This is a genomic window from Cryptosporangium arvum DSM 44712 (assembly GCF_000585375.1).
GTDB classification, from domain to species: domain Bacteria; phylum Actinomycetota; class Actinomycetes; order Mycobacteriales; family Cryptosporangiaceae; genus Cryptosporangium; species Cryptosporangium arvum.
Genome location: NZ_KK073874.1, coordinates 3,510,944 through 3,525,039, shown reverse-complemented (window position 1 = coordinate 3,525,039; position 14,096 = coordinate 3,510,944). Strand labels below are relative to the sequence as shown.

General features: G+C 72.7%; 2 protein-coding genes. Both read right to left on the bottom strand.

Annotated elements, in window-relative coordinates; translation table 11 throughout:
• Nucleotides 1–10: 10 nt before the first annotated feature.
• A complete protein-coding gene (locus CRYAR_RS47075) occupies nucleotides 11–3,727 on the bottom strand; it encodes a type I polyketide synthase (RefSeq protein WP_051570344.1) in 3,717 nt (1,238 codons plus the stop codon).
• Nucleotides 3,663–14,087: a type I polyketide synthase gene (locus CRYAR_RS47070; RefSeq protein WP_051570342.1), complete on the bottom strand. Its 10,425-nt coding sequence runs from the start codon at nucleotides 14,085–14,087 to the stop codon at nucleotides 3,663–3,665. The genes CRYAR_RS47075 and CRYAR_RS47070 overlap by 65 nt, the downstream gene beginning before the upstream one ends.
• Nucleotides 14,088–14,096 lie beyond the last annotated feature (9 nt).

The window sequence follows — 14,096 nt, the reverse complement described above, 5'->3', positions numbered from 1 at the left end:
CTCGCAAGCGTCAGCGGTTGGTGGCCCGGCCGAGCTCGTTGTCGATGAACGCCAGGACCTCAGCGGTGCTGGCTGCGTGGATCTGTTCGGTCACTCCGGCTCCGGCTCCGGCTCCGGCCGGAGCGGCGGTGAGCCGGTTCAGCAGCTGACGCAGACGGGCCGGGACGCCGGCCCGGTCGGCCTCGTCGGGGCCGGCGGCGGCCAGTGCGGCCTCGAGCCGGTCGAGCTCGGCGGTGAGCGGCGCGACGGCCGGGCCGAGGTCGTCGAGCAGCTCATCGAGCAGGAACCCGGCGAGCTTGTCCGGCGTCGGGTAGTCGAACACCATCGTGGACGGCAGCCGCAGGCCGGTGGCGGTGCCGAGCTGGTTGCGCAGCTCGACCGCGGTCAGCGAGTCGAAGCCGAGCTGGCGGAACTCGAGGTCGGCCCGTACCCGGTCGGCCGTGGTGTGGCCGAGCACGACCGCGGCCCCGGCCCGTACCAGGTCGAGGACCCGCTGCCGCTGGTCGATCGGGTCCTGCCCGGCCAGCTCCGCGCGCAGGTCGGTGGTGACGGCGGTGGCGGCGGTGCGACGAGGTGGGGTTACCAGTCGCCGCAGGATCGGCGGCACCGCCGTGGGAGCCGTGGGGTTGATTCGGGTGAGCACGGCGAGGGGCCGGTCGCTCCGTACGGCGGTGTCGAGCAGCGCCAGGCCCTGCTCCGGGGTGAGCGGCGGCATCGTGGAGCGGCCGAGACGCGCTATCGCCGCGTCGCTCAGCGCGCTGGTCATGCCCGCGTCGGCCGCCCAGGGGCCCCAGGCCAGCGCCATCGTGCTGGGACGGGTGGTGGCGAGCGCGTCGAGGAAGCTGTTGGCCGCCGCGTAGTTGGCCTGCCCCTGGGCGCCGACAACGCCGGACACCGACGAGTAGAGCAGGAACGCCGCCAGGTCGTCGTCTTTTGTCGCCTCGTGCAGCCACCAGGCGGCGTCGATCTTGGGCCGCAGAACCGCAGTGACGCGGTCCGGGGTCAGCGACGTGAGCATCGCGTCGTCGAGGACGCCGGCGGTGTGGACGACCGCGGTGAGCGGGCGGGCGTCGGCGACCAGGCGTTCGACGGAGGCGCGGTCGGTGACGTCGCAGGAGACTATGCGGACGTCGGCTCCGGCGCCTTTCAGCCGTTCGAGCAGCTCGGCAGCGCCGGGTGCGTCCGGGCCGCTGCGGCTGGCCAGTACCAGCCGTCGCATTCCCCAGGACGTCACCACGTGTTCGGCGAGTATCGCGCCGAGGCCGCCGGTGCCGCCGGTGATGAGCACTGTTTTGTCGGGGTCCCAGGCATGGGCGCCGGTCGCCGCGTCGGCAGGCTTGTCGGCCGGTGGGGCGGGCAGGGCGGCGAGTCGGGCGGCGCGTATGACGTTTTTTCGGACGGCGAGTTGGGGTTCGCCGGTGGCGAGGACCCCGGCGATCGCGGGCAGGAGCGTGGTGAAGTCCTCCGGCCGGTCCAGGTCGACGGCGAGGAACCGGCCGGGATGTTCGGCCTGCGCCGCCCGGACGAGACCCCAGACCGGCGCGACGGCCAGGTCCACCGGGTCGCCGGCGTCAACACCGACCGCGTGCCGGGTGACGACGAGCAGCGGCACCTGGGTCTGCTCGATCCAGTTTTGGAGAGCGGCGAGCACGTTCACGGTGGTGGTGTGGGCGGCCTCCGGGAGTGCGGCGGACTCCGCCGGCTGGATGGCTAGCACCGCGAGTCGCGCGTCGCCGAGGTCGGCGGGTGAGGTGATCTCCCTGCCGCCCAACCGCAGGTCGTCGGGCCCGAGGACAACCCAGGCCGGTGCCCCGTCGGCCGGTACCGCGGCCACGGGTTCCCAGTCGACGCCGTGGATCGGGTCGCTTGCCGGTGCGGGGGGAGGCGCGGCCTCGGGGATTCGCAGGACGAGGTTGTCGATGGTGAGCACCGGCGCGCCGAGGACGTCAGCGACCACGACCCGCAGTCCGGTGGGGGTGGCGCGGAGCGTGGCACGGACCGCGGACGCACCGGCCGCGTGCAGCGTCGCGCCGCTGAACACGAACGGCAGCCCCCGCGGCCCGTCGCCGGTCTCGTCAGCGAGGAGGGCGCCGGCGTGGAGGACGGCGTCGAGCAGCGCGGGGTGGATCCCGAACGCGGTGGCGCTCCCGGCCTCGTCCGCGGGCAGCTCCACCTCCGCGTGGACCGTGTCACCGTCCCGCCACGCCGCACGGAGCGCCTGGAACACCGGGCCGTATGCGAGGCCGTCCCCGGCGAGGCGATCGTAAAGCCCGTCGAGCCCGATCTCGACGGCATCAGCCGGCCGGGCGGGGACGGCGTCTGCCGGTCGGGGCGGGGCCGCGTCGGCCGGCCGGGGTGGGGCGGCACCGTCGGCGTTGGCGGATGGGGCGGTTTCGGCGGCGGACGGCGGGGTGGTTCCGGGTGGGGGTGACAGGGTGCCGGTGGCGTGCCGGGTCCAGGGGGCGCCGGGCGCGTCGGCCGGGCGGGCGGACACGTCGACCGCCGTCGCCGACGCGCGTACCCGCACGACGGTGGCGCGGCTCTCGTCGAGCACCAGCGGCGCGACCAGCGTCAGCTCGTCGACCCGGGGCCGCCCGATCTGGTCACCGGCGCGCACCGCGAGCTCGAGCAGCGCGGTGCCGGGAACCATCACCACACCACCGATCCGATGGTCGGCGAGCCACGGGTGGGTCGCGACGGAGAGGACGCCGGTCAGCACCGCGCCCTCGTCGCCGGGCAGGTCGACCGCCGCGGCGAGCAGGGGATGCCCGGCCGCGGCGAGCCCGAGCCCGGCGGCGTCCCCGGGCCGGATCGCAGCCGTCGGCCAGTACCGCTCGCGCTCGAAGGGGTACGTGGGTACCTCGGTGACGCGGGGCCGCAGCCCGGCGAACGCGGGCGCCCAGTTGACCGGCATCCCACGAACGAACAGCCCGGCCAGCCCGGTCAGCAGCGCCGCGACCTCGGGGCGGTCCTTGCGCAGCGTCGCCACCGCGCGATCGTCCGGATCGTCGGCGATCAGCGCGGTCAGCACCCCGTCCGGGCCGACCTCCAGGATCACGCCGACGTCGTCCATCCCCGCGACGACGTCGGCGAACCGCACCGGTTCCCGCGCCTGCGCCGCCCAGTACGACGGTTCGAGGCGGTCCACCGCCGCCCCGGTCACACCGGAGAGGAGGCGCACCACCGGCGGCGTCATCGCCAGCCCGGCGGCCACCTCGGTCAGCGGCTGCAGCATCGGATCCATCAACGCCGAGTGGAACGCATGCGAGACCGGCAAACGCGTACTCTTTGCGCCCAGCGCCTCGACCACCGCCGCTACGGCCGGTTCCTCGCCGGACAGGACCACCGAACCCGGGGTATTCACGGCCGCGATCGACACGCCCTCGGTCAGCAACGGCGTGACCGCCGAGGCGCTCGCTCGCACCGACACCATCACCCCACCCTCGGGCAGCGCCTCCATCAACGAAGCCCGCGCCGACACCAGCACACACGCATCCGCCAGCGACAACACCCCGGCCACATGCGCCGCCGCGATCTCACCGATCGAATGCCCGGCCACCACCGACGCCCGCACCCCGAACGACTCGATCAGCCGCCACAGCGCCACCTCAACCGCGAACAACGCCGGCTGCGCGAACCCCGTCCGCGCCAGCGCGCCCGAGTCATCGCCCCACATCACCTCCCGCACCGCACCCGAGAACCCCGCCAGCACCTCGTCCAGGGGCATCCGCGAACACCGGGAACCGCTCATACAACTCCCGGCCCATCCCCAACCGCTGCGACCCCTGCCCCGAGAACACCACCCCGACATCCGTGCCACCGCGAGCCACCCCGGCCGCAACGCTCACGGCCTCGCTCGAGCCGGGGTCAGCCAGCAGCACGGCCCGGTGCTCGAACACCGACCGCTGCATCAACGTGTACCCGACGTCGACAGACCGGGCACCGCGGTGCGCCCGCAGCCGCTCCACCTGCGCGTCCAGCGCATCCACCGACTTCGCCGACACCACCCACGGCACCAGCGCGTCCGGTGCCGGTTCGGGGATCGGAGACTGCTCGAGGATGACGTGCGCGTTCGTCCCGCTGATCCCGAACGAGGAGACACCCCCGCGCCACGGCCGGTCGAGCGGCGGCAGCGTGGTGGCCTCGGTGGCAACGCGAACAGCGCCCGAACTCCAGTCCACCCGGGACGACGGTGTATCCACGTGCAGAGTCCGGGGCACGACCCCGTGACGCAGCGCGAGCACCATCTTGATCAGCCCGGCAACCCCAGCGGCAGCCTGCGTGTGCCCCAGGTTGGACTTGATCGAGCCCAGCCACAACGGGGTGCCCCGGTCCTGGCCATAGGTCGCGAGCAGCGCCTGCGCCTCGATCGGATCCCCCAACACCGTGCCGGTGCCGTGTCCCTCCACCACATCCACGTCACCCGGCGCGAGCCCCGCCGAACCCAACGCCGCCCGAATCACCCGCTGCTGCGACGGACCATTCGGCGCCGTCAACCCATTCGACGCACCATCCGAGTTCACCGCCGAACCCCGCACCACGGCTAGAATCCGGTGACCGAGACGTTCCGCGTCGGAGGCACGCTCCACCGCGATCACACCCACACCCTCGGACCACCCGGTGCCGTCCGCGCCGTCGGCATACGCCTTGCAGAGCCCGTCCGAGGCCAACCCACCCTGCCGACTGAAACCCGCGAAATTCATCGCGGTCGACAACACCGTGACCCCACCGGCCAGCGCCAGGTCACATTCACCACTACGCAACGCCTGCGCCGCCCAATGCAACGCCACAAGCGACGACGAACACGCCGTATCCACCGTCACCGACGGGCCCTCCAGCCCGAGCACATACGAGACGCGCCCGGACAGGACACTGGCGGCGAGGCCAGTGACGGCGTGCCCTTCGAGGTCCTGGTTCGCGTTGAGAACCACGCTGCTGTAGTCCTGGCCATTGGTGCCCATGAAGACGCCGGTACGGCTACCGCGCAGCCCGCCGGGCTCGATCGCGGCGTCTTCCAGCGCCTCCCAGGACGCTTCGAGCAACAACCGCTGCTGCGGGTCCATCGCCAGCGCCTCACGCGGAGAGATCCCGAAGAACCCGGCGTCGAAGTCGCCCGCCCCGTCCAGGAACCCGCCGACGCCGGTCGCGCTGGCTCCCCGGCCGTCACCCGCGAGCAGCCCGAGATCCCAGCCACGGTCGGTCGGGAACGGCCCGATCCCGTCGTCACCGTCGACCAGGAGACGCCACAGATCCTGCGGATCACGCACGCCGCCCGGGAACCGGCACGCCATGCCGACGATGACGATCGGCTCGTCAACGACCGCCGCGGGTACCGACGGCCGACTCTCCCCCGGCCCGGAACCGAGCTCACCGAGAAGGTGCGACGCGAGCGCCTGCGGAGTCGGATGATCAAAAACCAGCGTGCTCGACAACCGCAGACCGGTCACCACCGACAACCGCGCCGCCAGCTCCACCGCCGTCAACGAATCGAACCCCGCGTCACGGAACGCCCGCTCCGGATCTACGCGGTCCGGTCCGGGGTACCCCAGCACGGCGGCGGCCTGCTCGCGGACGACGTCGCGGAGGAGGCCGGTGCGACCGTCCGCGTCGAGCTCGGACAACTGACCCCGGAGACCGGACGCCGCTTCGGCCTGGAGTTCGCGGGCTGCGCGAACCTCGGCGAGCACGTCGGCGGCGCCGGGCAGCTCGCTCAGCAGCGGGGCGGGGCGCAGGGTGAGCAGGGCGGTCAGGATCGGCCGGCGGCGGAGCTCACCGACAACGACGTACGGCTCCCCCGCGGTGGCGACCTGACCGAGGACAGTGAGGGCGAGGCGCGGGTCGAGACCGGTGGCACCGACACGCCGCAGCCCGTCCCGGGCGGGGGTGTCGGCCGCCATGCCGGCGCCGTCCCACGCGCCCCAGGCGATCGACGTCGCCGGCAGTCCCCGCGCGTGCCGCCGCTGGGCGACCGCGTCGAGCACGGCGTTCGCCGCCGCGTAGTTCGCCTGACCCGGGTTGCCGACCGCGCCCGCCGTCGAGGAAAACAACACAAACGCGTCCAGGTCCCGGTCCCGGGTCAACTCGTCCAAAACAATTGCCGACGACGCCTTCGCCCGCAGCACCGACGCGAACCGCTCCGCCGACAGCCCCTCGACGGTCCCGTCGTCCAGCACACCGGCCGCGTGCACGACCGCCGTCAGATCGGGGATTCCATCGAGCACCGCGGCCACCGCGTCCCGATCGGCCACGTCGCAGGCGACGACGTGCACCTGGGCACCGGCCGCCGTGACGCGCGCGGCCAGGTCGGCGGCGCCCTCGGCCGCGTCGCCGCTCCGCGACATCAGCACGATCCGCTCGGCGCCGCGCCCGGCCAGCCACACCGCGACCTGACCACCGAGCGCACCGGTACCGCCGGTGATCAGCACCGTGCCGGACGGCTGCCACGGTGCGGCGAGGTCGGGGCCCGACTGGACCAAGCGACGACCGAACACACCCCGGCTCCGGATCGCGACCTGATCCTCGTCCCCCACCAGAACCGCACTCAGGCGGCGGACGGCGCGCGCATCCAGCGTCGGCGGGAGGTCGATCAGCCCGCCCCACCCAGCCGGGCGCTCCAACGCGACCACCCGCCCGAAACCCCAAATCGCCGCCTGATCCACGTCCACGACGACGTCATCGGGGACCGCGTGGACGGCACCGCAGGTCAGAGCCCACACCGGGGCGGACACGCCCGCGTCCCCGAGAGCCTGCACGAGCGTCGCCGACGCCACCACATCACGCAGCAGCGACACCACACCCGAGAAATCCGTACCCCACTCACGCAGCCGCACCGCCCACGCGTCCCGGTCCGGCTCCGCGACGTCCCACCGCACCGCACTCACCGCACCCGACACCGCGTCGACCCAGGCCTCGTCGGCGTGTCCGGCCGGGACGACGACGAGCCAGGTCCCGGTCGGCGTCGCACTGTTCCCGACGCTGATCGGACGCCAGGCCTCGTGGAGGCGCCAGCCATCCATCTCGGACTGCTCGCGCTCACCGCGTCGCCACGACACCAGCGCGGGGACGACCTCGGTGACCGCCTCCACGCCGACGCCGAGCCGCGCGGCGAGGGCCGCCGGATCCTCCGACGCCCACCGCAGGTCATCGGCCCCGTCGACAGTGGCGGCGGGCCTCGGCGTCGGCCAGAAGCGTTCGTGCTGGAACGGGTAGGTGGGGACGTCCACGTGGCCGGCGCCGAGCCCGGCGAACGCCGGTGTCCAGTCGACCGGCACCCCACGCACGAACAGCCCGGCCAACCCGGTCAGCAGCGCCGCGACCTCCGGGCGGTCCTTGCGCAGCGTCGCCACGGCGGCCCGGTCGATCAACGCGGTCAGCACGCCGTCCGGGCCGACCTCCAGAATCACACCGACGTCCATCCCCGCGACGACGTCGGCGAACCGCACGGGCTCCCGCACCTGCGCGGCCCAGTACGACGGTTCGAGGCGCTCCACCGCCTCCCCGGTCACACCGGACATCAGCCGGATCGTCGGCTCATGCAGCGACAACCCCGCCGCGGCCGCCGTCAACGGAGCCAGCATCGGATCCATCAACGCCGAGTGGAACGCGTGCGACACCGGCAGCCGGGTGCTCTTCGCTCCCAGGGCCTCGACCAGCCGGTCGACTGCGTCCCGCTCCCCCGAGACCACCACGGAGCCGGGCGTGTTCACCGCCGCAATCGACACACCCTCGGTCAGCAACGGCGTGACCACGTCAGCGCTCGCCCGCACCGACACCATCACCCCACCCTCGGGCAGCGCCTCCATCAACGAAGCCCGCGCCGACACCAGCACACACGCATCCGCCAGCGACAACACCCCGGCCACATGCGCCGCCGCGATCTCACCGATCGAATGCCCGGCCACCACCGACGCCCGCACCCCGAACGACTCGATCAGCCGCCACAGCGCCACCTCAACCGCGAACAACGCCGGCTGCGCGAACCCCGTCCGCGCCAGCGCGCCCGGGTCATCGCCCCACATCACCTCCCGCACCGCACCCGAGAACCCCGCCAGCACCTCGTCCAGGGCATCCGCGAACACCGGGAACCGCTCATACAACTCCCGGCCCATCCCCAACCGCTGCGACCCCTGCCCCGAGAACACCACCCCGACCGCAGCCTCAGCCCGAGCCACACCGCTCGCCACACGCACCAGATCCTCGCCGGCCAGCACCACGGCCCGATGCTCGAACACCGACCGCTGCATCAACGTGTACCCGACGTCGACAGACCGGGCACCGCGGTGCGCCCGCAGCCGCTCCACCTGCGCGTCCAGCGCATCCACCGACTTCGCCGACACCACCCACGGCACCAGCCCGTCCGGCGCCGACGCCGGTTCACCGGCCGCGGCCTGCTCGAGGATCACGTGCGCGTTCGTGCCGCTGATCCCGAACGACGACACGGCCGCCCGGCGCGGCCGCTCCAGGTCGGGCCAGTCCGTCGCCTCGGTGAGGACACGAACCGCGCCGGACTCCCAGTCCACCCGGGAGGACGGCGAATCCACATGCAGAGTCCGAGGCAGAACCCCGTGACGCAGCGCGAGCACCATCTTGATCAGCCCGGCAACCCCAGCGGCAGCCTGCGTGTGCCCCAGATTCGACTTGATCGAACCCAGCCACAACGGCGTATCCCGACCCTGGCCATAGGTCGCCAACAGCGCCTGCGCCTCGATCGGATCCCCCAACACCGTGCCGGTGCCGTGTCCCTCCACCACATCCACGTCACCCGGCGCGAGCCCCGCCGAACCCAACGCCGCCCGAATCACCCGCTGCTGCGACGGACCATTCGGCGCCGTCAACCCATTCGACGCACCATCGGAATTCACCGCCGAACCCCGCACCACGGCCAAGATCCGATGCCCGAGACGCTGAGCGTCGGACAACCGCTCCACAGCGATCACCCCGACACCCTCAGACCAACCAGTACCGTCCGCAGCGGAGGCATACGCCTTGCAACGCCCGTCCGTAGCCAGGCCGCCCTGCCGGCTGAAACCCGCGAAATTCATCGCGGTCGACAACACCGTGACCCCACCGGCCAGCGCCAGGTCACATTCACCACTACGCAACGCCTGCGCCGCCCAATGCAACGCCACAAGCGACGACGAACACGCCGTATCCACCGTCACCGACGGACCTTCGAGCCCGAACATGTACGAGACCCGCCCGGAGATCACGCTCGCCGCGAGCCCGGTCACCGCGTGGCCCTCGAGGTCCTCAGCGGCGTTGAGCACCAGGCTCGTGTAGTCCTGACCGTTCGTGCCCATGAAGACGCCGGTACGGCTACCGCGCAGGCCACCGGGCTCGATGCCGGCGTCCTCCAGCGCCTCCCAGGACGCCTCGAGCAGCACGCGCTGCTGCGGGTCCATCGCCAGCGCCTCACGCGGAGAGATACCGAAGAACCCGGCGTCGAAGTCGCCCGCCCCGTCCAGAAAGCCGCCGACGCCGGTCGCGCTGCCCCCGCGCTCGCCGCCCGCGAGCAGACCCAGGTCCCAGCCGCGGTCGGTCGGGAACGGTCCGATCGCGTCCTCGCCGTCCACGAGCAGACGCCACAGATCCTGCGGATTCCGCACCCCGCCGGGAAACCGGCACGCCATGCCGACGATGACGATCGGCTCATCGACGACCGCAACCGGCACCGACGGCTGGACCTCCCCCGGCCCGGAACCGAGCTCACCGAGAAGGTGCGCCGCGAGCGCCTGCGGAGTCGGATGATCAAAAACCAGCGTGCTCGACAACCGCAGACCGGTCACCACCGACAACCGCGTCGCCAGCTCCACCGCCGTCAACGAATCGAAACCCGCGTCACGGAACGCCCGCTCCGGATCGACGCGGTCGGCGCCGGTGTGGCCGAGCACGGCCGCGGCATGTTCCCGGACCGTCTCGCCGAGCAACGCGGCCCGCGCGGCCGGGTCGAGGCCCGCGAGGGTCGCGCGCAGACCGGACGCCGCCTCCTCCTGCCGCGCCTGCCCGGCCCGCACGTCGGCGAGGATCTCCGCGGCGTCGGGCAGGTCGCTCAGCAGGGGTGCCGGGCGCAGCGTGAGCAGCGCGCGGAGGATTCCCGGGCGCCGCAGGTCGCCCACGACGACGTACGGGGCGCCCGCGGTCGCGACCTGGCCGAGCACGGTCAGCGCGAGCGCGGGATCCATTCCGGCCATGCCGAGCCGGGCCGCCATTCCGGCTCCGGCCCAGGCACCCCAGGCGATCGACGTCGCCGGTAACCCGACGGCCTGCCGTCGGTAGGCGACCGCGTCGAGCACGGCGTTCGCCGCCGCGTAGTTCGCCTGACCCGGGTTGCCGACCGCGCCCGCCGTCGAGGAAAACAACACAAACGCGTCCAGGTCCCGGTCCCGGGTCAACTCGTCCAAAACAATTGCCGACGACGCCTTCGCCCGCAGCACCGACGCGAACCGCTCCGCCGACAGCCCCTCGACGGTCCCGTCGTCCAGCACACCGGCCGCGTGCACGACCGCCGTCAGATCGGGGATTCCATCGAGCACCGCGGCCACCGCGTCCCGATCGGCCACGTCACACGCGACCACCTCGGCCCGCGCGCCGCTCGCCTCGATCCGGCCGACCAGCTCAGCGACACCCTCGGCGGCATCGCCGCTCCGCGACACGAGCACGATCCGCTCGGCGCCGCGCCCGGCCAGCCACACCGCGACCTGACCACCGAGCGCACCGGTACCACCGGTGATCAACACTGTGCCCGACGGATCCCACGACGACTGTCCGGGGCCCGACTGGACCAGACGTCGACCGAACACACCCCGGCTCCGGATCGCGACCTGGTCCTCGTCGCCGGTGAGCACTCCGGCGAGACGGCGGGCCACCTGTGCGTCGATGTCCGGTGGCAGGTCGACCAGGCCACCCCACCCGGCCGGACGCTCCAGCGCGACCACCCGCCCGAAACCCCAGATCGCCGCCTGATCCACGTCCTCGATCACGTCGCCGGGCGCCGCGCTGACCGCACCACAGGTCAGAGCCCACACCGGCGCAGTGACACCGGCGTCCCCCAACGCCTGCACCAACGTCGCGGACGCCACGACATCACGCAGCAGCGACACCACACCCGAGAAATCCGTACCCCACTCACGCAGCCGCGCCGCCCACGCGTCCCGGTCCGGCTCCGCGACGTCCCACCGCACCGCACTCACCGCACCCGACACCGCGCCGACCCAGGCCTCGTCAAGCACCTCGGACGGAACGACGACGAGCCAGGTCCCAGGCGGCGCACTGGTCCCGACGCTGATCGGCTTCCAGACCTCGCGTAACCGCCAGCCGTCCATCTCCGAACGCTCGCGCTCGCCGCGGCGCCACGACGCCAGCGCCGGCAGCACGGTGGCCACGGCCTCTTCGTCGACGCCGAGCCGCGCGGCCAGCACCGCGGGGTCCTCGGACTCCACCCAGGACCACCAGCCGTCGCCCCCACCGTCCCCGGCTGCGGCGAGCCGGTTCGGCCAGAAGCGTTCATGCTGGAACGGGTAGGTCGGCAGATCGACCCGGCGGGCACCGAGACCCGCGAACGCGGGAGCCCAGTCGACCGGCACCCCACGCACGAACAGCCCGGCCAACCCGGTCAGCAGCGCCGCGACCTCCGGGCGGTCCTTGCGCAGCGTCGCCACGGCGGCCCGGTCGATCAACGCGGTCAGCACGCCGTCCGGGCCGACCTCCAGAATCACACCGACGTCCATCCCAGCGACCACGTCCGCGAACCGCACGGGCTCCCGCACCTGCGCGGCCCAGTACGACGGCTCCAACTGCTCCACCGCCGCCCCGGTCACACCGGACAACAACCGGATCGTCGGCTTGCTCAGCGACAACCCGGTAGCCACTTCGGTCAACGGCTCCAGCATCGGATCCATCAACGCCGAATGAAACGCGTGCGACACCGACAGCCGGGAGCTCTTCGCACCCAACGCCGAGACCACCGCGTCCACGGCCGATTCCTCACCGGAGAGCACCACCGAACCCGGGGTATTCACGGCCGCGATCGACACGCCCTCGGTCAGCAACGGCGTGACCACGTCAGCGCTCGCCCGCACCGACACCATCACCCCACCCTCGGGCAGCGCCTCCATCAACGAAGCCCGCGCCGACACCAGCACACACGCATCCGCCAGCGACAACACCCCGGCCACATGCGCCGCCGCGATCTCACCGATCGAATGCCCGGCCACCACCGACGCCCGCACCCCGAACGACTCGATCAGCCGCCACAGCGCCACCTCAACCGCGAACAACGCCGGCTGCGCGAACCCCGTCCGCGCCAGCGCGCCCGAGTCATCGCCCCACATCACCTCCCGCACCGCACCCGAGAACCCCGCCAGCACCTCGTCCAGGGCATCCGCGAACACCGGGAACCGCTCATACAACTCCCGGCCCATCCCCAACCGCTGCGACCCCTGCCCCGAGAACACCACCCCGACATCCGTGCCACCGCGAGCCACCCCGGCCGCAACGCTCACGGCCTCGCTCGAGCCGGGGTCAGCCAGCAGCACGGCCCGGTGCTCGAACACCGACCGCTGCGTCAACGTGTGCCCGACGTCGACAAATGACGAACCCGACACGTCACGCAGCCGGGCCACCTGCGCGTCCAGCGCATCCGCGGACTTCGCCGACACCACCCACGGCACCAACGCGTCCGACGCCGACACCGGTTCCACGGCCGGAGCCTGCTCGAGGATCACGTGCGCGTTCGTCCCGCTGATCCCGAACGACGACACGGCCGCCCGGCGCGGCCGGTCCCGCTCCGGCCACGGCATCCGCGCGGTCACCGGCCGCACCGCCCCGGACTCCCACGCGACGTGCGACGACGGCTCGCCGACGTGCAGGGTCGGCGGGATCTCGGCGTGCCGGAGCGCCTCCACCATCTTGATCACTCCGGCCACACCGGCCGCGGCCTGGGTGTGACCGAAGTTCGACTTGATCGACCCGAGCCAGACCGGACGGTCGGCCGGGTGACCCTGGCCGTACGTGGCGAGCAGCGCGTTGGCCTCGATCGGGTCGCCGAGCACCGTGCCGGTGCCGTGGCCCTCCACGACGTCCACGTCGGACACGTCGAGCCCGGCGGAGGCGAGCGCGGTGCGGATGACACGCTGCTGCGCCGGTCCGTTGGGCGCGGTGAGCCCGTTGGACGCGCCGTCGGAGTTGACCGCCGACCCGCGGACCACCGCGAGGACGTCGTGGCCGAGCCGCTGGGCGTCGGAGAGGCGTTCCAGCACGAGCATCCCGACGCCCTCGGCCCAGCCGGTGCCGTCGGCGGCGTCGGAATAGGCCTTGCAGCGGCCGTCGGACGCCAGCCCGTTCTGGCGGCTGAACTCGACGAGCGCTCCGGGGATCGACATGACGTTGACCCCGCCGGCGAGCGCCAGCGAGCACTCGTCGTTGCGCAGCGCCTGGACGGCGAGGTGCAACGCGACGAGCGACGACGAGCAGGCCGTGTCGACGGTGACCGTCGGGCCTTCCAGCCCGAGGCTGTAGGAGAGGCGGCCCGATGTCGCGCTGGCGGCGATGCCGGTACCGATGTCGCCGGTGGCGTCGTCGAGGGACCGGATCAGCAGGTAGGCGTAGTCCTGGCCGTTCGTGCCCACGAACACGCCGGTCCGGCTGCCGCGCAGCCGGACGGCGTCGAGGCCGGCCCGCTCGATCGCCTCCCAGGTCGTCTCCAGCAGCAGCCGCTGCTGCGGGTCCATCGTCAGCGCCTCGCGTGGTGAGATCCCGAAGAACCCGGGATCGAAGTCGGCGACCGAGCGCAGGAACCCGCCCTGCTGGCTGATGCTGGTGCCGCGCTCGTCGACCTCGCCGGTGCTCAGCGCGGCCAAGTCCCAGCCGCGGTCGATCGGGAACCCCGAGATCGCGTCCGTGCCGGAACGCACCAGCTCCCACAGGTCGCCGGGCGAGGCGACATCACCGGGGTACTTACAGCCCATCCCGACGATGGCGATCGGCTCCGTGGCCGCGTCGACGAGTTTGCGGTTCTGCCTGCGTAGCCGTTCGGTCTCCTTCACGGCGGCGCGCAGTGCGTCGACCACCTTCCGACCGTTCTCGCCCATGCTCTGTCC